Source organism: Bradyrhizobium sp. SZCCHNS3016 (assembly GCF_032484535.1).
Classification (GTDB): Bacteria; Pseudomonadota; Alphaproteobacteria; order Rhizobiales; family Xanthobacteraceae; genus Bradyrhizobium.
Genome location: NZ_JAUETE010000002.1, coordinates 612,259 through 634,484 on the forward strand (window position 1 = coordinate 612,259; position 22,226 = coordinate 634,484).

Annotated in this window: 22 protein-coding genes and 2 tRNA genes; 10 read left to right on the forward strand and 14 right to left on the reverse strand. The window is 65.5% G+C overall.

Going from position 1 to position 22,226, the window contains the following annotated elements:
• From QW881_RS06965 to QW881_RS06975, 3 genes are all read right to left on the reverse strand, one after another.
• On the reverse strand, window positions 1-2,196 hold the full coding sequence (locus QW881_RS06965; RefSeq protein WP_315754542.1) for a type I secretion system permease/ATPase: 2,196 nt from the start codon (window positions 2,194-2,196) through the stop codon (window positions 1-3).
• A 251-nt stretch (window positions 2,197-2,447) separates the two neighbouring features.
• On the reverse strand, window positions 2,448-3,977 hold the full coding sequence (locus QW881_RS06970) for a TolC family outer membrane protein (RefSeq protein ID WP_315754101.1): 1,530 nt from the start codon (window positions 3,975-3,977) through the stop codon (window positions 2,448-2,450).
• A gap of 627 nt (window positions 3,978-4,604) precedes the next feature.
• A tRNA-Tyr gene (locus QW881_RS06975) sits at window positions 4,605-4,690 on the reverse strand.
• Between the two features lie 216 nt (window positions 4,691-4,906).
• Between QW881_RS06975 and rlmB the strand changes: the two genes are divergently transcribed.
• A complete protein-coding gene (gene rlmB / locus QW881_RS06980) occupies window positions 4,907-5,737 on the forward strand; it encodes a 23S rRNA (guanosine(2251)-2'-O)-methyltransferase RlmB (protein ID WP_315754099.1) in 831 nt (276 codons plus the stop codon).
• Between the two features lie 57 nt (window positions 5,738-5,794).
• Here the strand turns inward: rlmB and QW881_RS06985 are convergent, their stop codons facing one another.
• Window positions 5,795-6,307: a hypothetical protein gene (locus tag QW881_RS06985; protein ID WP_315754097.1), complete on the reverse strand. Its 513-nt coding sequence runs from the start codon at window positions 6,305-6,307 to the stop codon at window positions 5,795-5,797.
• 57 nt (window positions 6,308-6,364) lie between these two features.
• Window positions 6,365-6,826 carry a hypothetical protein gene (locus QW881_RS06990; RefSeq protein WP_315754095.1) on the reverse strand — a complete coding sequence of 154 codons (462 nt, stop codon included), beginning with the start codon at window positions 6,824-6,826 and terminating at the stop codon, window positions 6,365-6,367.
• A 362-nt stretch (window positions 6,827-7,188) separates the two neighbouring features.
• Between QW881_RS06990 and QW881_RS06995 the strand changes: the two genes are divergently transcribed.
• The gene (locus QW881_RS06995) at window positions 7,189-7,686 is read left to right on the forward strand and encodes a hypothetical protein (protein WP_315737537.1); all 498 of its coding nucleotides are present in this window, start codon (window positions 7,189-7,191) and stop codon (window positions 7,684-7,686) included.
• Between the two features lie 193 nt (window positions 7,687-7,879).
• Window positions 7,880-7,954: transfer RNA gene (locus QW881_RS07000), tRNA-Thr, on the forward strand.
• A 53-nt stretch (window positions 7,955-8,007) separates the two neighbouring features.
• Here QW881_RS07000 and QW881_RS07005 read toward each other — a convergent pair.
• From QW881_RS07005 to QW881_RS07015, 3 genes are all read right to left on the reverse strand, one after another.
• Window positions 8,008-8,604: a DUF2147 domain-containing protein gene (locus QW881_RS07005; protein WP_315754093.1), complete on the reverse strand. Its 597-nt coding sequence runs from the start codon at window positions 8,602-8,604 to the stop codon at window positions 8,008-8,010.
• A gap of 172 nt (window positions 8,605-8,776) precedes the next feature.
• Window positions 8,777-9,439: a DUF3313 domain-containing protein gene (locus tag QW881_RS07010; protein WP_315754091.1), complete on the reverse strand. Its 663-nt coding sequence runs from the start codon at window positions 9,437-9,439 to the stop codon at window positions 8,777-8,779.
• A 157-nt stretch (window positions 9,440-9,596) separates the two neighbouring features.
• Window positions 9,597-10,181, reverse strand: a complete 585-nt coding sequence (locus QW881_RS07015; protein WP_315754089.1) for a TetR/AcrR family transcriptional regulator — start codon at window positions 10,179-10,181, stop codon at window positions 9,597-9,599.
• Between the two features lie 324 nt (window positions 10,182-10,505).
• Between QW881_RS07015 and QW881_RS07020 the strand changes: the two genes are divergently transcribed.
• Window positions 10,506-11,018, forward strand: coding sequence for a hypothetical protein (locus tag QW881_RS07020; protein ID WP_315754087.1), 513 nt, complete (start codon window positions 10,506-10,508; stop codon window positions 11,016-11,018).
• 72 nt (window positions 11,019-11,090) lie between these two features.
• Here the strand turns inward: QW881_RS07020 and QW881_RS07025 are convergent, their stop codons facing one another.
• Window positions 11,091-11,198, reverse strand: coding sequence for a hypothetical protein (locus tag QW881_RS07025; RefSeq protein ID WP_041750859.1), 108 nt, complete (start codon window positions 11,196-11,198; stop codon window positions 11,091-11,093).
• 181 nt (window positions 11,199-11,379) lie between these two features.
• Between QW881_RS07025 and QW881_RS07030 the strand changes: the two genes are divergently transcribed.
• The gene (locus QW881_RS07030; RefSeq protein ID WP_315714645.1) at window positions 11,380-11,625 is read left to right on the forward strand and encodes a hypothetical protein; all 246 of its coding nucleotides are present in this window, start codon (window positions 11,380-11,382) and stop codon (window positions 11,623-11,625) included.
• 170 nt (window positions 11,626-11,795) lie between these two features.
• Here QW881_RS07030 and QW881_RS07035 read toward each other — a convergent pair whose 3' ends face one another.
• The 4 genes from QW881_RS07035 to QW881_RS07050 form a co-directional block, all read right to left on the reverse strand.
• Entirely contained in the window at window positions 11,796-12,035 is a 240-nt protein-coding gene (locus QW881_RS07035) for a DUF6719 family protein (RefSeq protein WP_315737532.1), read from the reverse strand.
• A 220-nt stretch (window positions 12,036-12,255) separates the two neighbouring features.
• Entirely contained in the window at window positions 12,256-12,969 is a 714-nt protein-coding gene (locus QW881_RS07040) for a porin family protein (RefSeq protein ID WP_315754085.1), read from the reverse strand.
• A gap of 283 nt (window positions 12,970-13,252) precedes the next feature.
• Entirely contained in the window at window positions 13,253-13,699 is a 447-nt protein-coding gene (locus QW881_RS07045) for a hypothetical protein (RefSeq protein ID WP_315754540.1), read from the reverse strand.
• A gap of 161 nt (window positions 13,700-13,860) precedes the next feature.
• A complete protein-coding gene (locus QW881_RS07050; RefSeq protein WP_315754083.1) occupies window positions 13,861-14,202 on the reverse strand; it encodes a hypothetical protein in 342 nt (113 codons plus the stop codon).
• A gap of 290 nt (window positions 14,203-14,492) precedes the next feature.
• Between QW881_RS07050 and QW881_RS07055 the strand changes: the two genes are divergently transcribed.
• Window positions 14,493-15,038 (forward strand): tetratricopeptide repeat protein, encoded by a 546-nt coding sequence (locus QW881_RS07055; RefSeq protein WP_315737528.1) that lies wholly within the window; start codon window positions 14,493-14,495, stop codon window positions 15,036-15,038.
• 144 nt (window positions 15,039-15,182) lie between these two features.
• Window positions 15,183-16,571, forward strand: coding sequence for a serine hydrolase domain-containing protein (locus tag QW881_RS07060; protein WP_315754081.1), 1,389 nt, complete (start codon window positions 15,183-15,185; stop codon window positions 16,569-16,571).
• A 17-nt stretch (window positions 16,572-16,588) separates the two neighbouring features.
• Here QW881_RS07060 and QW881_RS07065 read toward each other — a convergent pair whose 3' ends face one another.
• A complete protein-coding gene (locus QW881_RS07065; RefSeq protein WP_315754079.1) occupies window positions 16,589-18,178 on the reverse strand; it encodes a S10 family serine carboxypeptidase-like protein in 1,590 nt (529 codons plus the stop codon).
• A 234-nt stretch (window positions 18,179-18,412) separates the two neighbouring features.
• On the opposite strand from QW881_RS07065, the gene QW881_RS07070 reads away from it, so the two are divergent.
• From QW881_RS07070 to QW881_RS07080, 3 genes are all read left to right on the forward strand, one after another.
• Entirely contained in the window at window positions 18,413-19,096 is a 684-nt protein-coding gene (locus QW881_RS07070; protein WP_315754077.1) for a hypothetical protein, read from the forward strand.
• Window positions 19,097-19,114: 18 nt separating this feature from the next.
• Complete coding sequence (locus tag QW881_RS07075; RefSeq protein WP_315754075.1) at window positions 19,115-21,262, forward strand: adenylate/guanylate cyclase domain-containing protein; 2,148 nt, start codon at window positions 19,115-19,117, stop codon at window positions 21,260-21,262.
• A 161-nt stretch (window positions 21,263-21,423) separates the two neighbouring features.
• Window positions 21,424-22,203 (forward strand): NAD kinase, encoded by a 780-nt coding sequence (locus QW881_RS07080; RefSeq protein ID WP_315714654.1) that lies wholly within the window; start codon window positions 21,424-21,426, stop codon window positions 22,201-22,203.
• Window positions 22,204-22,226 lie beyond the last annotated feature (23 nt).

Below are 22,226 nucleotides of genomic sequence, written 5' to 3' on the forward strand. Positions count from 1 at the left end.
TCACCGCGTCCCCTGGACCGGCTTCACCGCGTGGCTCGCGGCCGGCGCCGCCGCGGGCTGCTGCGGACGCAGCATGGTGAGGATCTGCGCGGTCGGACCGTCGGCGACGATCTTGCCGGAGTCGAACACCAGGATGCGGTCGACCAGCGACAACAACGAAGGCCGGTGGGTCGAGACGATGATGGACATCTCGCCCGCCTTGTCGCCCTTGGCCAGGACCTTCAGGCGCTCGAGGAATTCGCCCTCGCTGCGGACGTCGAAATGCGCAGTCGGCTCGTCGAGGAACAGCACGCGCGGCTTGCGGATCAGGACGCGCGCCAGCCCGATCGCCTGCTTCTGCCCGCCCGACAGGCTGCGGCCGCCTTCGGCGATCATCATCTCATAGCCCTGCGGGTGGCCGGCGATGAAGGTTTCGACGCCGGCGAGCCGCGCTGCCTCGAGCACCTCCTCATCGGTCGCCGCCGGACGGCCGAGCGTGATGTTGTCGCGCAGCTTGCCGTAGAACAGGTCGGTGTCCTGCAGCACGAAGCCGATGCCGGCGCGCAGATCGGCCGGGTCGTACTGCTGGATGTCGATCCCGTCGATCAGGATGCTGCCTTCGGTCGGCGGATAGAACGCAGTGGCGAGGCGGCCGACGGTGGTCTTGCCCGAGCCGACCCGACCGATGATGCCGATCTTCTCGCCCGGCCTGATGTCGAAGGAGACGTTGTCGAGCGCCTTGGTCTGGCTTCCCGGATAGGAGAAGCTGACGTTCTTGAACTGGATGCGGCCCTGGTTGATCTCACGCGCGACGTAGATCTTTTCCGGCGGACGCTCACGGTCCAGGGACATCAGCCGGTCGATCGAGCGCAGCGCCGACGTCGTCTGGGTGAAGCGCGTCATCAGGCCGGCGATGCCTGCGATCGGACCGAGCACGCGACCCGACAGCATGTTGGCCGCCACCAGCGCGCCGACCGAGAGCTTGCCGTCGAGGATCAGGAACACGCCGACCACGACCAGCAGCAGGCTGCAGAACTGGCTGGCGACGCTCGCCGCGGTCATGGCCATCGACGCCCAGAACTGGACGTCCTCGCTGGAGCGCGCCTGCGCCGCCACCGAGCGCTCCCACACCGTCTGCACCCGGCTCTCGCCGGCCACCGCGCGGACCGTCTCCATTCCGTTCAGCGATTCCACCAGAATGCCGTGACGCGCGGCGGACTGCGCCTGCATCTGCCGCATCGCGCGTTCGAGCGGCCGCTGGATCAGCAGCCCGACGGCGATCATCACCGGCAGCATCAGCAGCGGAATCCATGCGATGGGACCGGCGATGATGAACAGCACGATGATGAACACGACCGCGAACAGCATGTCGGTCGCCGACACCACGGTGCCGGAGGTGAAGAACTCGCGAACCGAATCAAAGTCGCGCAGCTGGTTGGCGAGAATGCCGACCGATGGCGGCCGCTTGTCCATCTTCAGCGACATCACGTGCTCGAAGATGTTGGCGGCGAGCACCACGTCGATCTTCTTGCCTGTCATGTCGATGATGCGGCTGCGCACCACCTTGAGCAGGAAGTCGAATCCGATGGCGAGGAGAAGGCCGATGCCGAGTGCGACCAATGAGGGGATCGCGCCGTTCGGGATCACGCGGTCGTAGACGCTCATCGTGAACAACGGCGCGGCCAGCGCCAGGATGTTGACGATGAACGCGGCGATCGCGACATGGCCGTAATTGGCGCCGAAGCGGCTGACCACCGACCAGAACCAGTGCGTCTTCGGCACCTCGCCGGCTGCCGCCACGCGCGGATCGGCGACTGTGGCGGGCCGCACCAGATAGGCGAAGCCGACATATCGCGCCGCGACCGCCTCGAAGCGCTCGATCGCCGGCTGTTCACGACGCGAGGGATCGACGATGGTGAGGCGGCCGGCGGCCTCGTCGATCGTCAGCAGGATGCGCGTGGTGCCGTCGTGAAACATCAGCACGCAAGGCAGCACCAGCGCGGGGATCTCGCTCAGCGGCCGTTCGACCAGTTGCGCCTCGAGCCCGGCCCGCTGCGCGGCGCGCTCGTAGAGCGCGATGCTGAGCACGCCGCTGTCGAGCGGCAGTCCGGATAGCAGCGCGCTGCGGCTCAAGGCGCGGCCATGATGAGCTGCGAGGTAAAGCAGACTGTCGCTGAGAGGATCAGTTGCTGCTGCGGCTGCGCTCATCTGCGGCATCACGTGGGCCGTCTCTTCGAGCTCGAACCTTGTCGGACGAATATTCAACGACGCCTCGAAAACCCATCTGGCCCACCGAGCAGCGCGGACCTGCACCCATTGCTTCTTGCTAATAATTTGCCTTAGCCCAATTCTTTGGCTCGCACCTGGCTTTTTCAAGATTTTTACAGGTGCTTCTCGACAATCTCAGCGCAAAGTAAATGCGTATGGTGAAAAGCCGGCGCGACATGCACCGGCTTTGTTAGTCTCACCTATTTCGGCGCGCGCCCGTTGGGGCTCTGAGCGAATCCGCCGTACTTTCCGGACGCGACGAACAGCGTCGTATCCTCAGGATCGCTCGAGGCCCACCGATCGCCAAAGGTAATCGGCGCAGGATGCTTCGGCGTACCATCATGCAGGCCGAACATCGGCACCGGACCGGCGGAGCTCAGCGGCTGCGGTCCGGGCGCAGGCGCGCTCAGCCGAACAGGCGCCAGGCTATAGCCGATGAAGCCGCTCGGCGTGTCCACCGGCTCGGTCTCCGGAGGATGCCCGGTCTTCAGGTAGTTGAGCATCTGGCCCATCGCGGCGAGCAGCTGATAGTCAGCGAACACAACCACACCGCGCGCCGACACCAGCGACACGTTGGCATTGAAGTACTGGTTCTGCGAGTTCAGGAGATCGATCAGTGTGCGCTGGCCGAGTTCGTATTCCTTGTTGTAGGCGACGAAGGTGCGACGGGCTGCTTCGACATCGCGCACGAGGGCGGCGACGCGATCGGCGGTGATGATCCGGGCCGCCCAGGCCTTGTCGATCGACTCCAGCGCATCGCGCTGCAGCCGAGCGTGCTTCTGCTGCTCCTGGATCATCCGCTGCGCGGCTTCCTCACGGCGCCAGCTGTTCTGACCGCCGTTGAAGATATCCCAGGACGCAACGACCTTGCCGCTGACCTCGTCGTAGCGATTGTTGTAGGTGATCGATTCCTTGCCGGTCGTCGCGCGGCCTTCGAGCGAAAGCGTCGGCAGGAAGGTGCCGGTCGTGGCATCGAAGCCCCGCTTGGCAGCCGTCACATCCGCCGCGGCGGCGCGCAGGGTCGGATTGAACTTGTAGGCGACGTCGAGCGATTCCGCCTTGTCTCTCGGCATGTCGGACAGCCGGCCGGGGAAACGCAGGTTATAGGGCTCGACGCCGACGACCTTGCGGTACTTCGCCCGCGCCACTTCCAGGCTGAGACGGAATTCTTCGAGCACGGCCTGCGCTGCAGCGACCCGCTCCTCGGCCTGCTGGGTGTCGCCCTCGCCGGCCCGGCCGCCCTGGAAACGGGCCAGCACGTTCCTACGCAGCTCGAGATGAACCTTGAGGTTCTTCTCGGCCAGAGCGACCAGCCTGGAGTAGCGCACCACGTCGACATAGGCCTCGGCGGCATCGAGACCGATCAGCTCGGTTCGCTCCAGCACGCGGTACGCGGCGGCATCGACCCGCGCGGCCTGGCGCCACACTTCATTGATCGAGGAAAAGCCATCGAACAGCAGCTGACGGACCACCACGCCGGCCTCGCGGCCGCGCAGGTAGCGGCCATTGTTGGCCGGCGCCGGTGAAACATACTGCTTGAGCATCTCGGGCCCGGCGCTCGCATCGAGCCGGACCTGCGGCAGCAGCGTCCCCTGAGACTGGCGAAGCTCGGCCTCGGTGGCCCGCCGGTTGGCGGCGGCCTCCCCGACACCGGGATTGGTCTTCACCGCCTGGTTGATGGCGTCCTGGATGGTGAATGGCTCAGCGCCCAATGCCGGGCTAAAGCTCATTCCCACAACACATATCAAAATCGGTGTATATATGCTCTTGAACATATGGAACCGATAACAAACGCGAGATCAGCTCGCAACGCGACTCGCCACAGTTGCGACGAAAAACCGCCCGGTTGTGGCAGAATAGCTACGCTCCGCCACATTCTTCGAGGCGAAGGATTCAGGATTCTGAAGCAAAATCAATGCGATGGCGATGACGCGAAGCCGACGCGGTTGATTTAAAGCCAACTATTTTTCTTTCATAAAGAAAATCTCGCGACAGAGAATGTCGCGTTTTCCGTGGTTGCTTCAATATATCGATCGCTTTCGCGGCATTAACTCGGCTGTGGCAGCCGGAACCTCACCCGAGAGGGTGGACCGGCAACAAGCGATCAGTAGCCCACCGTTGCCAAGCCGGCTTGTCCGGGGCCTGGGTTCTGGCGCGTCGTCATGGCAGCCGTGAGCGATTGCCGCGGAGAGATCGAGGAACAACCAAGGATACAATGGAGGTCACGATCGGTCGTTGGATTTCCGGATCTCGCCACGACCCAAATGCGACTCATTGATTTCGGCGCTCCGTCTGCAGGGAATGCCCAGGGGGTCCCCGATCCTTGAAAAATCTCATGGAGCTGAAAGGCAGTAAATTGGTGGGGGAGGCAGGACTCGAACCTGCGAAGCCATGAGGCGGCTGATTTACAGTCAGCTCCCTTTGCCACTCGGGACACTCCCCCGTATCGACGGCAATTCGGGCCGGCCGCGGAACAGCAGCGTCGGGACCATCAGCGCCATGGAGACGGTAAGACCGCGGGGCCCGGATGAGTGGGCGCGCGCGGCCGGGGTCGTTATGATCGAACCCGCCCCTCGAAGTCAACCAAGGGACGACGAATTTTCCCGTCTCAGCGGTGCCAAATTGCCAGAATCCGCAGGCCGTGACAGAAGCTCGGGCCATGAGCGAACGCGACCGAAAGCCACCTTTTCGCCGTCCGGGCGGTAAATTCTCCGGCAAACCGCGCGGATTCGAGCGCCCCCAGCCGTGGCGGGAGCGCGGTCAGGACTCGGATGGCCCCGTCATTCTCTATGGCTGGCACACCGTGACCCTGGCGCTGGCCAATCCGAAGCGGAGGATTCGCAAGCTTTACCTGACCGAGAACGCTGCCCGTCGGCTCGCCGACGAGCGGATCGAGACAAGGGTGACGCCCGAGATCGTGCGTCCCAGCCAGATCGACCAGCGACTCGGTCCGGACGCCGTGCACCAGGGCCTGTTGGCGGAGGCCGATCCCCTGCCCTCGCCGGACATCGACACGCTCGCGGCCGAGGGGCTGATCCTGGTGCTCGACCAGATCACCGATCCGCACAATGTCGGCGCCATCCTGCGCTCGGCGGCGGCGTTCGGCGTGAAGGCCGTCGTCACCACCGCGCGGCACAGCCCCGAGGCCACCGGCGTGCTGGCCAAGTCCGCCTCCGGCGCGCTGGAGCTGGTGCCGATCGTCACGGTCCAGAACCTCGCCCGCGCGCTGACGCGGCTGAACGAACGCGGCTTTCAGACAGTGGGGCTGGACAGCGCGGGCGAGGAGGACATCGCGGCGGTCGCCTTGCGCGAGCCGCTCGCGCTGGTGCTCGGCGCCGAGGGCAAGGGCCTGCGGCAGTTGACGCGCGAGACCTGCAGCGTCGTGGCACGGCTCGACATGCCCGGCGCCATCAAGAGCCTCAACGTCTCCAATGCCGCCGTGCTCGCACTCTATGTCGGCGCGACCCGCATCGGATTGATGCCGAAATGACGAAGCGCCCGCGCGCATGCGGCGCGCGGGCGCTGGCGTGAACGAAGGTGCGGCTGGTCAGTAGTAGCGGCGCAGCACGCGCTGGCCGTGATAATAAGGCGAGGCGCCCCAGCGATAGGCGTGGCGGGGCTGGGCATATACCACTTCGGGGGCGACGCGGGTCGCCTCATAAGCATGCCGGCGGTGGTGATAGCGATAGACCGGGAGCGCCTGCTCCTCATAGGCCGGATACGGCGCGAAGGCGCCGGGACCGCTGTAGGTCGGGCCCTGGTTGACATAGTAGTACTGCCGCGTCGGCTCGGGCAGCCGCTCATAGCTCGCGCCGCAGGCGCCGCAGCCGTGACCATAGGTGTAGCCGGGCTGATAGAAGTATTGCGGCTGATACGTCACCGTGGGCTGGTAGGTCACGGTCGGCTGATAAGTGACCGTCGGCTGATACGCGACCTGCGGCGCGCACGGCGTGGCGTAGCCGCACGGCGCGCAGGCGGAGGCGCCGCAGGCGGCGGCCGGCGCGCTGCCAGCGACGGCCAGACCGGCAATGGCGACTACTCCTGAAATTATTCCACGCATAACTCTCTCCTGTTGATCTGTTTTTGCTTGATTTGACTGTTGATGGCGAGCTGCTCGCTAGCGGCGGTAGGCCGGCGGTGAATCGGAATAGCCGCGCGGGCCGCCATCAGGCGGAGCCAGGATGACGGCAGGCGGATACATCGGCACCGCCGGCTCCGGCGGCTGCATCTGCGACTGGGCACCCCATGAGCGCGAATAGCTCTCGGCCGGCTTCGGCAGCTTGCGATCGGCCGGCGGCTCGATCTCCATGCGGCCATAGCCAGGCCTCGCTCCGAGAGTCGGATAGTAATGGCCGACATGGGGCTCGGGCTCGACCGGCCGGCCGCCATAGATCGTCGGCTGCATGTAATTGCCCCTGCCAAGACCGTACTGGCCTTCGACGACGGCGTAGGACGCATCGATGCCGTTGATGACGACGGGCACGCCGGGCCGCTGCGGAATGACGATCTCGAAGCCTTCGCTGGCGAGCGCGGCGGAAGATGCTCCAATCAGAATCACAAGAGCCGTTGTAATACGCATGAATTCACGCCCCGGTTGCCATCCTACCAATACCGCAACGCGCGCCCCGATGGGTTAAACGCGCACATCAATCTGCTGGTAAGACTAACGCGCGAGCCACCATTCCGGGTTAAAGCCCCGGTGGGGTTCGAGCGCGAGGGTTAATGGCTGATCATCAGCCGAGAGCGACAATACTGCCAGCATCAACCCCGCCTGCCCTGTCCGCGGGACTAACAGCCTTCGGGTCGGAGCAAGCCGGACCGCAACCGCTGCTCCGGCCTCGCAAAGCAATGGCCTCATGTCGTTCCAAAACATTCCCGGCGCGGCGGGAACGACAGGGCCGGCTTGCGCTTAGCAGGTGGGGCGCAACGACGGAGTATTCCATGACACGATTTGCTATTCTTGGGGCTGCTGTACTCGCAACGGCGCTCGCCGGCCCGGCCATGGCGCGCGACATGCACCACCGGCATATGAACCACCAGCAGGAAGGAATGATGCAGCATCGGCACATGGCCCGCCAGGACGGGGCGATGATGCAGCAGCGCACCGATGCCGGGTGGAGTACCGGATGGAACAACAACGGCTGGGATCGCCGCAACAGCGGCTTCTGGCCGGCTGACGTCGCCGCTGGAGCGGTCGGCACCGCTGCTGGCATCGCAGGCGCAGCCATCGGAACCGCCGGCGCCATCGCCACGGCGCCGTTCCGGACCGCGGATGCCTATGCCTACAGTCCCGGCCCCTCTTACGGCCAACCGAGCTATGATCGCGGCCCGAACGGCTACTATGGCGACTGGAACAGCTACGCGACCCGCAACGGCCTGGTCTGCCGCCCCGGCACCATGTTCAAGGGCAGCGACGGGCTGATGCACATCTGCCAGTAAAGATCGCGCCGGAGCGGCTTCGATGATCGGCTCCGACAGGGGCGGCCCAACGGCCGCCCTTTTTGCTGGGTTGATGGGAGAGGCGGCCCTCACGCGGGGAGTAGCCGGACTGCATCAACTCTGGTAGGAACACCGCGCTTCGCGAGACCTCGTCGCAATCTGAGGACGAGATCTTCGCCACCAATGTGCATTCGCCGGCTTAGCTCAGCGGTAGAGCAGCGGTTTTGTAAACCGAAGGTCGGGGGTTCAATCCCCTCAGCCGGCACCAGCTTCCGTGAAGTTGGGATTTGCTGCGGCAATCGCTATCACCGGCCTTAGGCGTCAATTCGCCCTCGTCCTGACCGCTGGCTTGGCGATACCGGTCGCCGACGGCGGCTTGGGCGCAGTCCACTCTGGATCCGGCAACGGCCCGCCGCCCTCGCCGGTCGCTCCGATGAGTTGGCCGGGCACCTGATCCGTCACCAGCACCCAGCCTTGCGTCGCGCAGAACAGCCCGAGCAGACAGCCCTTGACCGCCAGCATCTTCGTGCCCTCGCGCCAGATCGAGACGGCATAGGTCTTGCCGTCCTCGGCGTTGTAGACCTCGCCGCTGTGGCGGCCGTCGGCGTTCAGCTTCAGGCCGAGCAGCATCTGGTGGCCGAGCAGCAGACGGCCGCGCCTGGCCGGATCTGGATTCAGCCGGTCGCGGAACGGCTGCTCCTTGGCATCCGCCGTCTCCTTCATCCAGACGATGTAGCCGCAGACGCGATCGGCCATGGCGCCACAACGCTCGACGCGGACGCGGGCGCGGCCGTCCTCGGTCAACCATGTGCCGAGCGGATCGCTGACGGGGGCGGCGTGACCGCGGCCCTCCGCCATCGACAGCAGCAGGCTGACGACGATGCGCAGGCCGACGCGCAGAACGAATCTCAATGTCATGTCCAGGGACCCCGTTGTCTCCACGGCCTCGAGCCACGCGCTCGTGCGGCGAGATTGACGTCGCCAATGGCTGCCGGACATTTGCCGGTGCCCTCGATGCGAAGGCGCGAGAAAGACGGCTGCGCGGCGGGCCGCCTTCTGGGGCGCCGGCCCGCGCGTCTGCACCGCCCGCTCACTGGAGCTGCGCGACCAGGGCATCGGCCCCCTTGTCGATCCCGGCTTCTGCGGCCGCGAGCGCGCCGACGCTGGCCTTGATGTCATAGGGAGAGGGATATTGCTTGCTGACGAAAGCGTTCAGCAGCCGCCCGCTCGCGGCATCGAAGATCTCGGCCGAGTAGAACACCGAGCCGGTCAGCAGCCCCTCGCCGTCGCGGGCGCTCTGCACACCGTTGTAGACGGCGCCGGCGAGATCAAAGCGCGAGGCGGTGCCGAGCACCGGCGTGTTGGCGACGGCGCCGGTCAGGGTGAGCCGCACGCGCAACGTGGCCGGCCCTCGCTGGCTCACGACCCGGAAGCGCGCCGACAGACTTTCCAGGAAGCGCGACCGCATGTAGGCGGCGAGCCTCGCCTTGTCCTGCTCGGACATGTCGCCGAACTGGTGATCCCTGCCGCGATAGATCACGACCGGATCGAGCATCACCTTGTCATAGCTGCGCCAGTCCGCGGCAGCTGCGTAGCGGTAGGGCACCCGCCCCGACGGGTCGGCGGAATTCGGCGCCAGATAACGCGCCGAGGCCACCTCGGAATAGGCCACCGGCGTCGCCGTATTGCAGCCGGCGCAAAGACCCGCCGCGGCAATCGCCGCAAAGCCGGACACCCGGAGTCGAACCGTCATTCCCTTTCTCCTCACCTGCGCGGCTTGTTGCGAAGCACAACCAGCGCTCAACCATTAAAACCGACTAGACGGTTTGTAAAGAAGCTCGATGAAGATTGCGTTAATGTCTCGGTGGGATGCGGCCCGCGCCTGCCGAAGAAGCGGCTTTCGAGGCAGATCAGCGGTCGGACGGGACGCGGTGCTCGAACCCCATCCATTGGCGGTCGTCGAGCAGGCGGGCAAACAGGCGGTCCAGGTCCGGCTGCTCCAGCGGCGAGACGCGCAGCATCGTCATCAACGCAAGCCCACGGGCCGCCGCCCATCTTAGGACCGCGAGATCGGCGTCCTCGGCCTCGCCGCGGATCTCAGCTACTCTCTCGGCATCCTTGGCACGGGCATCAGCCAGCAATCCCGGCTCCTGGGCGAGCGCGCCGAGCATGGCCTGCGCCACCGAATATTGCTGGGCGATCAGCTCCCGCGAGATCGCGATCTGCGTCGCGAGCTCGGGCTGATCAGCCGCTTTGCCGGCTTCAGCCCTGTACCTGCTGGCGAATTCGTCGAAATGCAGGAATTGCTGTTCCAGCAGAGCCTTGAGCACCGCTTCCTTGTTGGGGAACTGGTGCATCAGCCCGCCCTTGCTCAGCCCGCTCTCGCGGGCGATCGCGTCGAGCGTCAGCCGCCCCGGACCATCGCGGGCGATGATGGTAAGGGCGGCGGTGAGCGCGGCCTTGCGCGACCGCTCGGAGCGTGAAGGGTTGTCCATCGAAGACTGCGAAGTGCCCGGGCGGCGCACGAAGGTTGCGAGCAGGAAGATGCCCCGACACTGAGGCGGCTCCGTCATAGGGGCGAGCCACCCTCCTCTGTCAAGAAGAGCTCCGGAAAAAACCGCCGCGCCTCAGGAACCATCTGCGCGGGATTGAATTTCTGCTATCACCTTCCGCGGGTGAGGGACGAAACGAGTTCAGACTGTGGCAACATTGTTGTCACATCTCATCTAGAACTCCTGCTTATCCCCAGAAGTCACTGGTCTTCAACTTGATTTCGTCAGCCGCTTTTGTTGCAATTGAGGCATCGGGGGACAAGCGTCATGACGTGGAAGGAAGAGCGTGATGCACTGATCGCGCAGACCATGGCCTTCGTGCAGTCGGTCACCGGAAAGCCGGCCGACTTCGCCCAGTTCGAGCTGCCTGCCGTTCCAGCCGGCACCCCCGTTACGCCGCAGCAGGCTGCGGTCGAGCGACCGACGCATGTCACCTTGGAGCGTGTGCTCGCCGCCCGAGCCGAAATCGGGGCATGGCGCGGCGGCAACGCGCAAGGCGAGATCCCCGGCGCGGTCGCGGAGGCTGCAAGGCCGAGTGCGCCCCACTCCATCGCGTCCGAGGCTTCGTCCTCAGCCCTGAGCCCAGCCCCCCCGGAGCGTTTCACGAGCATCGCCTCGCAGCTCGATCTGCAGCGCGACATGCAGGCAGAGATTCGTGCTCGGGTTGCTCGCTTCCGGGCCCACCAAGAGCGCTTCAACCGGGAGCGCCAGGAATATTTCAGCGCGACACTCGCGCGCCTGAAAGCATCGGCCGAACGGAGCGCCCTCCCTGAGGACTAAAGCCGGCCGCGCCAGAGGTGCACAACGGCCGAGAGTGCACAAAAGAACGGATCCCGCAATCGACGCGCCCGCTCACAGCCAGGCGCACAGCAGCGCCACATTGGCGACGAAGGCGAGCAGCAGCCCAAAGGCGAGCGTCAGCTGGATCCGCCCGCAAAAGATGTGGAGATCGGTTCCCATGGGCTTAACCATCTGGCGATTCTAGCCCCGGAGTCCCACGGATTCTTTTTTCAAAAATTTAGGACTCGTTTACGACTCGGCCGCGCCGAAAAGGCCCCTTTCCTGCCCCGGGCGCGCCAGTGTCTCGCTACACGTGCCGTTCATTCTCGGTTCATCCTTCGCTTCTCTGGAGCTGCTTGGAATGCCCTACGCGCTATTTTGCAACGACGCCAAGTTGAGCAAAGCCTATCCGACCGAAGGGGATGTCTGGCGGCTGGCGCGGCAGAGCGGGCTTGTGGTGGACGTGATGATCAATGCGCGATCGACCGCGCATCTGCAGCTCGACAATGATTACGAGATCAGACCCTGCGCCGCCGAGCCCGAGGAAGATCCCTGGCAGAACCGTGCCGAAGCCGAGCAGGAGTTCAACATCCCGTTCGCATCCTGACCGGCTGCGGCGGAAGCCCGCCTTGGGTCACACGCGGCAGAAGACATGCACGCCGTTATGCCCGTCCGCTCCCGCGGACGGCTTGCTTTCATCAAAGATTTTTCGACAGACAGACCCGCGATCAGCGGGCAGCCGGAGCTGCCGCTGGAAGGTCGCCATGAAGCCCGTTCTCAGGGCGTCGCCGTCGCCAGCGATACCGTCTCGGCCGGAAGGGCGACACAGGCGCGCTTACGGCTGACACCGCGGATCGCACCGGTCACCTTCAGAACCTTGCCCGACGGGCAGGACGCGGTTTGCACCAGCGCCACCTCGTAGGGGGCCAGCATCAACGGTTCGGACTTCAGAACGGTCTGGGCGGAGCACGGCAAAACAGCCGCCGACAACAACAGCACGGACACCAAGATACGCATGTGGGATGATCCATCAAACCAGCGGACTGATAATATCAACTGATGGCGAAAGTTTCACGAGGGTTTGAAAATTTTTTTGCACTGCGTGAGCGATCCCGAAACCACCGACGGCCAACCGCCGGACAGCAATACACCCGCACCAGATGGCGCGGGCGTGTTGGAAGTGAGGCGTGATCCGGTCCCCGCCGGAAGCCGCCGGCCGCGGGCTCGGTGACCTCGCTTAGTACTTGCTGGCGGCCGGTCCGCCCCAGCCGAAGCGGTAGTTCACGCCGACCTTGACCGTGTGCTCGTCGCTGTTGAAGCGGCTGCCCACAACTGGAGCCGGTCCAGCCGTGAACGTCGTATTGCCGAAATTGTAGTATTGGTATTCGGCCTTGGCCGACCAGTTCGGTGCGAACATGTATTCGAGGCCGGCGCCGACGGTGTAGCCGTCCTTGGTATTGCCGGACGTGGTGAAGCCCGTCGGCACGCCGGCGACGCTCACCCCGAGATTGTTGCCGTCCCGCCAGGCGTAGCCGCCCTTGGCATAGAGCAAGGCCGGTCCCCAGGTGTAGCCGAGACGGCCGGTGACCGAGCCGAGCTGGTTGGCGCCGGTCGAGGTCACGACCGCAGCCCCCGGGAAGCCGAAATTGGTCGTATTGCGATCCATCCAGCTGTACTGGGCTTCGATGCCGAGCACCCAGTTCGGGGCAAACTGGTAGTCGAAGCCGCCCTGCACGCCGCCGAGGAAGCGGCCGTTGCTGCCTTCCAGGCTGTTATTGCCCGCGAAGGCGCCACCAAGGTGACCACCGAGATAGAAGCCGGTCCAGTTGTAGATCGCCTGGGGCGGCGTGTAGACGGGCGCCTTGGTGTAGGTGCGCGGAGGCATGTCGGCGGCGAAAGCCGGGGCAGCCAATGTGGTCAGAGCCACTGCACTGAATAAGAACCGCTTCATGGGACGTCCCCGTTATTCGTCTGCGACATCTATCGAACATCATGGCCGCATTTGGGTTGCCCGGCGGCGGTGACACAGCTGTGATTGCTGCTGCGGTGTCACCAGAGGGCAACAAAGGCCTTTTGTTCCATAGGCTTCCCGAATATTTCGTGAAGCTGACGCCGCGCCCGATATTTGGTCGCCGCGAGGCGGCAAAGCGTTCGGGCCATCCCCGATTTGTGATCGGGCAAGCCGCTTGGCAAGGTGCTGCGACGACGTGGCAGGCGGCCGAAGACGTCGCGGCCTAACGCGTGAGGCCGGCAAGCTCCGGGAATGGCGCGTAGGTCGACCCGGCACAGAGCTCGCCGGCATCCTCGACCAGACGATCGAACCGGCCGTCGACGAACACCGCCGCGCGCTCCTGCGCCGGACGGTAGCTGCCGTCGGACTCGCGCGCCGCATAGCGGAGGCAACTCACATAGCGCAGCCGGCCACCGACCGTCCGTTGCACCGGCTCCGCCATGACGCCGTCGCGCACCCCGACCGGATTGTTCAGGTAGGTCCTGAGATAGGACAGGATCTCGCTGCGGTGGTTGGCCGGAAACGGCTGGCTGCCGACGCCACGATCGCCGGTGTAGGAGATGCCGCGATTGTCCTCGCTCATGAACGCGGCGGGACCCCCGCTGGCGCAGCCCGCCAACAGCAGCGCCAGCGCGATTGCCGGCCACCAGCTCGTTCTCCCCATCCCCAGGCGCCCAACTCTTGAAAGCCAATCCCGCGGCCGTTCTAGCTCAAAGCCAGAGGCCGGGAAATCCGTCCCGGCTCACGCCTTCGTCAAGCCGCTGCCGCCGGAGCGCTCTGGCGCGCTCCGGCGGTCAACGACCAGATCGGCTCTGCGTGGCCTTGGCCGGATCAGCCGCGGCGGGTCGCCGACGTCACGCGCTTGAAGCTCACCTTGTTGTGATGGCTGAGATGCGCCACGTGGCGATGCTTGTGGCGGACGAGCGAAGCATGCGGCTTGGTCTTCGTCTTGCCGACGGTGGGCTTCATCTCGTTGGCCTTGTCGCCGGCCTGCGTCGCGCCCGGCTTGGTGGCGTCGGTCTTGGCCGCATCGGTCTTGCTCACATCGGTCTTCGCGGTGCCAGTGGTCTGGCTGGACTTCGCGGACGTATCGGTTTTTGCAGGACCAGCAGCGAAGGCGGGCGCAGCCAGGATCGACGCGGCGAGCAGAGCAACAGACATTGACTTCAGCATGGTCGTCTCCGTGATGTGAAGATCTGGAGGCACCATCCAGTCTGGATGGGCTCGTGATCATGGAGGCGACGATAGGGAACCGGCACTGAACCGCCCCTGAAGTAAAGCGGTGTTTTCAGTTCATGGACATGAAGGGATAGTCATCGAGGTGACTGGTCTGTCATCATGTCGTCCGTATAATGAACCGATCGCGGCGCAAAATCCGCGCAAATGGCCGGGAATATTTCGCAGCTGCGGGAGTTCTTCTCCGTACGCAGTCACCTGTTGGATCGACAACTCGGGAGATACGAATGAAAAAGTCTGCGATCAGGATTGCCACGCTGGCTCTGTTCTCGATGGCCGTGGCCTCCGGGCCGCTGCTTCTGTCGAAGGCCTATGCCGCGGGCAGCGATACCCCGTCGTCGCCGCCGGCGTCGGATTCAGGCAAGAAGAAGAAGGACAAGAGCTCGAGCATCGAAGATCCGAAGTTCCTGGCGGCCTATCGCACTGCCTACACCTCGATCTACGATCGCGGCGACTACGCCACCGCGATCCAGCAGCTCAAGGCGCTGAACCGCGAGGACGTCGCCGACGTTGCCAATCTGATCGGCTACTCCTACCGCAAGCTCGGCAACTACCAGGCCTCCAAGCAGTACTACGAGCAGGCCCTGGCGGATGATCCGAACCACGTGCGCACCTGGCAGTACTACGGCCTGTGGCAGCTCGAACAGGGCAACCGCGAGCAGGCCAAGTACCACCTCGACAAGGTGGCGCAGCTCGCCGGCACCAACAGCGCAGAATATCGCTCGCTGGCCGACGCGCTCGAGAAGCAGCCGGGCACCGGCCTCGTCTACTAAGACGCGATCGGACCAGATCCGATCTCGACAGTGGCGCAACCCGAAGGGGTTGCGCCATTTTCTTTGTCCGCTGCCCTTCGTCCGCTATGGATGGGATGTCGTGCAGTCCATTTTCATCACGTCTTTTGAACGGGAGATTGCCTCGTGGAGTCCTGGCTGGGCGCAGCACTCGATTACATCAAGGATTGGCTGGCCTTTCAGGTCGCCGTTTCGGAGCAACCCGGCTGCATCCTTGCGATTGCCCATCGCGGTGAGATCGTCCTGGAGGCGGCCTATGGCCACGCCAATCTCGACAGCGGCGAGAAGCTGACGCCGCGGCACCGCTTCCGTATCGCCTCGCACACCAAGGCGTTCACCGCCGCCGGAATCATGCGCCTGCGCGAGCAGAAGCGGTTGAAGCTGGACGATCCGGTCGGCGGCTACGTCAAGGATCTGCATCCGGATGTCGCCGCAGCAACATTGAACCAGCTGCTGTCGCACACGGCAGGCCTGATCCGCGACGGCAAGGATTCCGGCCAGTTCACCGACGGCCGATCCTATCTCGACAAGGACGAGCTGCTGGCCGAGCTGAAGCAGCCGCCGGCGATCGATCCCAACAGCCGGTTCAAATATTCCAACCATGGCTACGGCCTGCTCGGCCTGGTCATCGAGGCGATCACCGGCGAGCCCTACCCGGTCTGGCTGCAGCGCGAGATCATGACGCCGCTGGCCTTGCGCGAGAGCGCGCCGGACATGACGTTGCTCGGCAAGGGTGTCCCGTTCGCGCGCGGGCATTCGCGCATCGTGCCCGTGGGCCGCCGGGTCGTGATTCCCGGCGACAATCCGACCCACGCCATCATGGCGGCCGCCGGCATCGTTGCGACCGCCGCGGACACTGCCCGCTTCTTCGCCCAGCTCGCGCCGAACGCAAAGAAGAGCCTGCTGTCGGTCGCGAGCCGCCGCGAGATGGTCCGGAGGCAATGGCGCGTCCCACAGGACATCGAAGAGGCCTATTACGGCCTGGCCCTGATGAGCGGGACGACGGCCGGCTTCGACTGGTTCGGCCATGGCGGCGGCTTCCAGGGCTACATCTCGCGGACGTCGGTCATCCCCTCGCGCGAGATCACGATCACTGTGCTGACCAATGCCGTCGACGGCTGGGCGCCGGGCTGGGCCAACGGCGTCAAGTTCATCCTGCAGGCCTTCGCCACCCATGGCGCGCCGTCGCGCAAGACGCGCGATTGGACCGGCCGCTGGTGGACGCTGTGGGGCGCCGTCGATCTCGTCCCGTTCGGCGAGCAGGTCATGGTCGCCAATCCGGTGTTCATCAACCCGTTCCTCGATGCCGCCCGCATCGAGGTGACCGGACGCGACATCGGGCACATCGTGCAGGCGGCCGGCTATGCCAGCCATGGCGAGGCGGTCACGCGCGTGCGCACCAAGTCCGGCGTGAGCGAGATCTGGCTCGCCGGCGCGCGGATACGGCCCGAGAGCGTGGTGAAGGCCGAGATGGAGCGGAAGTATCCGAAGGGCCGGCGCAAGAAGGACTCATAGCCCGGGTGTTGCTGCACTCATCGGGCCTCCTCCCTGCCCTCCTTCATCAACGCCTCGGCCTCGCCGCGGAACGCTTTCCGCGCATCGTCGCGGGAATAGAACATGTGCCCGCCCGGATAGACCACGAGCTTGACCCGCGGCGGTCGCGCGAAGGCCGGCAATTGGTCGAGCAGGATCTTGGAGCCGTAATATGGCGTTGCGAGATCGAACAGGCCGTGGCCGACCAGGAGCTTGAGCTTCGGATCGAGCGCGAGGATCTGCCGGAGCTCGCCGGTGGACTCCGGCGGGCTGATGCCCTTTCCGAAATCCCATGACCGGTTCACCGCCCCGCTCAGCAGCTCGTAGGAGCCGTCGGGGTGCCAGTTCAGCCTGCGCATCAGCTCGACCGCGGCACTGGTCAGCGGCGCGGTCAGCACATCCCCGGATGGATCGGAGCTGCGCGAGCGACTCGAATCCGGATAGGGATCGATGCCAAGCACCGAGCCGTCATAGCGTCCGGCGATGCGGCCGTTCTTGCGGTCGAACTCGCGGCGAAACTCCGAGACGTCGAACCGGCCGGCCAGCCTGCGGCTGACCGCCTGGTCGATGCCGGTGAGGCTCGCGACCCTGTCGGCGAGCCGGTTGGTGGCTTCCGTATCGGCCTCGCCCTTGACGAGATCGAGCAGGAAGTCGCCGCTGGCGTAACGCTCGACATCGGCAAGATCGGCGCGGGTGACCGGTCCCTTCATCTGCTTCGCGACGGCGGCATAGCTTGGCAGGCTCGCGACATATTGCATCAGGCTCGAGCCGGAATAATCGCGAAAGTCCATCAGTGGTGAGAGCAGGATCAGGCCGCTGACGCCGATCCCCTGGTCATGTTGAAGATTGTTGACGATCTTCGGACCGCGAATGCCGCCATAGCTCTCGGCCGTGATGAATTTGGGCGAGGCGAGCCGGTCGTGCTTCTCCAGCCAGCGACGCACCACGAGCGACAGCGAACGCACGTCGCCGTCGACCGAGAAGAACCGTTTGCGCACCTCGTCGCCGGTCGCGACGAAACGGCTGTAGCCGGTCCCGACAGGATCGATGAACACGAGATCGGTAAAGTCGAGCCAGGTGTCGGCATTGGGCATCAGCTCCGGCTTCGACGAGGGCGTCACGCTGGCCGCATCGATTCCGATCCGCCACGGACCGGCATTGCCGAGTTGCAGATAGGCGGATGAGGCGCCTGGGCCGCCGTTGAAGAAGAAGGTTACCGGGCGGCTGGCGCGATCGGCACCATCGAGCTGATAGGAGGTGTAGGCGATGTCGGCCTGCGGCTCGCTCTTGTCGTCAAACAGGCGGATCGAACCGGCAGTCGCCGTGAACGACAGCGTGCGGCCGGGCAGTTCGAGCCTCTGTGTCGTGGTGGAGTCCGGCGGCAGCTTGTGCTGCTCGGCGGTCGATGCTGAGCCGGGCGGGCTCGCGGCGCGATTTCCGGACGAGCCGGTGCGATGCGAGCCCGGCGCTACGGCGTCGTGCGCCGCCGGTGGCGCATCCTCGGCGTGCAGGGCCGGGCCGGCGAGCAGTGCCGTCAAGGCCAAAGCCATCAGTCTCGGCCACGCGACGGATGATCTCATCCCTGCCATCAGCTCACTCCCCTAGGCGCTTGGCGCAACACGCCACCTCTGCAAGGGCATGAACCGCGGCTTGGGAGCAAGCTCAAGCAACTCTTCCGTGATCCAGGTCACATCCGCACCAGTGCCTGTTCCCCTCAGGTGTGTTATGGGCTCGAACCTCTCCATCGCCTCCGGCGTCCCACCACTGGGACACCCAGGTTTGGGCCAAGAGGCGCGCCGCCGATTGCGATCACGGAGTTCATCATGAAGTTGCCGACGCTCATCATCGCAGCCCTCATCGGGCTCGCCGGACCGGCCATGATTGGACCGCCGGCGGCCTGGGCCGGTCCGCCGGCGGCGCTGGTCGAGGACGTCCAGGGGGATGTGGCCGGCGCCGAGCTGATGGACTATGTCGCGCCCGGCCAAGTGATCAAGCTCGGCCCGGATGGCGCCGTGGTGATGAGCTACCTCAAATCGTGCCGGCGCGAGACGGTCAACGGCGCCGGCAGTGTCACCGTCGGCCCCGGCGAAAGCACGGTCGACGGCGCGACGCTCAAGAGCGACATCGTCAATTGCGACGCCAGCCATGCACAGGCTACCTCGCGCGAGACCAGCGAGGTCGCGGCCACGATCGTGCGCAGCGTCGGACCGGACAGCGCGCCGGTGGCGCAGGCGATCATCTACAGCGCGTCGCCCATCTTCGAGGCCAAAGGGCGCGGCACGCTGACCGTCGAACGCCTCGACCAGCCCGGCGAGCGCCAGCAGGTCGAGCTCTCGGGCCGGCAATACAAGGGACGATTCTACGATTTCGCCGGCACCAGTCACCCGCTCACTCCCGGCGGCACCTATGTCGCGAGCTTCAGCAACTTGCGCATCGTGTTCAAGGTCGACGCACAGGCCAAGGCGGGCCCCGGCCCTGCGGTCGGGCGATTGATCCGGTTCAACTGAGACCGAAGGCTCTTGTCGGTGGCGATCGGACGCCGGACGCGCGACGCGCTTGCCGTCATCGCCATCGCGCTGGCGTGCGCGGGCCTGTTCGTGTCGCCGGCCTTCGAGCGCGGCCGCGGCCTGTCGCTGGACGCGCTGACATGGCTGCACTTCGAGACCTTCGGCAATCGCCACGATGCAGCAGCGAGCCCGGCCGTGGTGATCGCGGTCGACGAGGAGAGCTATCAAGCGCCCCCCTTCAAGGGCGCGCCGCTGTTGACCTGGACCGGCGAGATCGGGCGCGTGCTGACGGCCGTCCTCGACGGCGGGGCCAAGGTGGTCGGCTTCGACATCGTGTTCCAGACATCGATCGAGCAGTCGGAGATTCCGCTCGGCGACAGCACCCTTGGCGAGAAGACGCGTGGCTTCGATCGCGACTTCCTGCGCGCGCTCGCCGCCGCGGCCGCCGGCGGCAAGGTGGTGCTGGGCGAGATTTTTGCCGACTCGCCGATCCTGCCCGCGCCCGGCCAGCGCATCGCGATACGCCAGCAACAGAACCTTCGTCCGCTCAACACCTATACCGACAGCGATGATGTCGTCCGCCGCCATCCGCTGACGCTGTCGGTCGATGGCAAGGCAGTTCCGAGCATGGCGCTGGAATTGGCGGGGCGCGCAACCGGCACCGCGCCGGTCATTGCCGCTGATGGCGTCACACTCGGTGAGTACAAGGTGCCCGGCAGCGTGCCGGGCACCATGACCCTGAATTTCGCCGGCGGCGCCCAGGACATCCCGACGTACTCGTTCGCCGATTTGCGCGCCTGCGCGCTCAAGGGCGACAAGGACTATTTCCGCCGCGAGTTCGCCGGCAAGGTCGTCCTGCTTGGCACCGTCGGGATCGAGGATCGGCGGCTCACCTCGAAGCGCTTCGCGACCCGCGCCGAGGGCGCGCGCCGGCCGCGCTGCGTGCTGGACGAGCGCAGGATCACCGAGACGTTCGCCCGCAGCACCATTGCCGGCGTCTACATCCACGCCACGGCGGTGAACAATCTGGTGCGGCAGGACGCAGCCACCGAGCTCGGACGCCCAGCGATCTTCGCCATTGCCGCAACCATCGCCCTGTTGGCTGCGCTGCTCGCGCGATTGCTGCGCCCCGCCTCTGCAGCGGCCATCCTGGCAGGGCTCGCGCTGCTCTACACCGCGCTCGCCACCGCCTTCTTCGACCATGCCTACGCGCTGCCCTTGGTGGAGCCGCTCGCGGCCGGCGTGCTCGCGCTGGCTGCGACCACCGGCTATCGCTTCATGGTCACCGACAAGGACCGCAGGCTGCTGCAGAAGAGCTTTGCCTATTATCTCGCACCGCACGAGATCGACCGCATGCTGGCCTCGCGCCGGCTGCCGCAGCTCGGCGGCGAGACCCGCGAGGTCACCGTATTCTTCTCCGACATCGAGGGCTTCTCGCGCCTCGCCGAGCAGATGACGCCGGAGCAGCTCATGGCGCTCACCAATGAATATCTCTCGGCCATGACCGACGTCATCGAAAGCCACGACGGCTATGTCGACAAATACATCGGCGACTCCGTGGTCGCCGTGTTCGGCGCTCCGCTCGACGATCCCGACCATGCGCGCAGCGCGGCGCGCGCGGCGCTCGACTGCAAGGCGAAGCTCGCCGAGCTCAACCTGATGTCGACGGCATTCCAGGGCATCAAGGTGGCGCAGCGCATCGGCATCAACAGCGGCGCCGCGCTGGTCGGCAATTTCGGCTCCCAACGCCGCTTCAACTATTCCGTCATGAGCGACGCCGTGAACGTGGCCTCGCGGCTCGAGGGCGCCAACAAGTTCTACGGCACCACGATCATTGCCTCCGAGAGCACGGTGACGCTCGCCGGAAGCGAGTTTGCCTGGCGCGAGCTCGACACCATCCGGGTCAAGGGGCGCGAGCAGTCGTTGAAGATCTACGAGCTGCATGGCCGCGCAGCCGAGCTCACGCCGGAGGAACAGGCTCTCCTCACCGGCTACGCCGCAGGCCTCGCGCATTGGCGCGCCGGCGAACTGCCGCAAGCGGTCGACTGCTTCGCGCGGGGCGCACCGAGCGATGCTCCAAGCCACTTCTTCGCGGAGCGCGTGAAAGCAACCTTTGGGACCGGCTCCTTGGCCTGGGACCCCGTGCGCAGCCTGCAGGAAAAATGACGCGGCGATGACGGCCGCGCGTGCGCGCACTTCCGGGCCATATCAGCCTCATCCCGGCCCCATTGCCCCGGGATACCGGCCGCGATGGACAAGCACGGGCAAGGTCGGCTAGACGACACGGCGCCTGTCACCGGCCAACCGACCAGCGAGCCCTGCGACGCATGACCACGTCCAAGCGATATGAGCGGATCGCCTTCGTCGCGAGTCCGAGTGCCGAAGCCCAGGCCGCACTGACGCAGCTCTCCGCGCTGTACGGCAACTCCGATCCGGACCTGGCGGACGTCGTGGTCGCGCTCGGCGGCGACGGCCTGATGCTGCAGACGCTGCACGACCACATGCGCTCGGGAAAGCCGATCTACGGCATGCATCGCGGCACGGTCGGCTTCCTGATGAACGAGTTCAGCACGATCGATCTGCACGGGCGGCTCGAAGCGGCGCAGGAATCGGTAATCCATCCGCTGCTGATGCGGGCGACCGATGCCGCTGGCGTCGTTCACATCCACCACGCCATCAACGAGGTCTACCTGTTTCGCCAGACGGCGCAGACGGCGCGGCTGCGCATCCTGATCGATGAGCGCGAGCGCATGCCGGAGCTGATCGCCGACGGCGTGCTCGTTGCCACGCCCGCAGGCTCCACCGCCTATAACCTCTCGGTGCAGGGCCCGATCCTGCCGATCAACGCCGCGCTGCTGGCGCTGACGCCGATCAGCGCCTTCCGGCCGCGGCGCTGGCGCGGCGCCCTGCTTCCGAACACGGCCTATGTGATCATCGAGGTGCTCGAAGGCGACAAGCGCCCAGTCGCGGCGGTGGCGGATCATGACGAGGTCCGCAATGTCCAGCGAGTCGAGGTGCTCTCCGACAAGACGATCTCGATGCGGATGCTGTTCGACGCCGGCCACAGCCTGGAAGAGCGGATCCTGAGCGAGCAGTTCGGCTACTGACATCGGGCGCTTTTCCGCGCCTT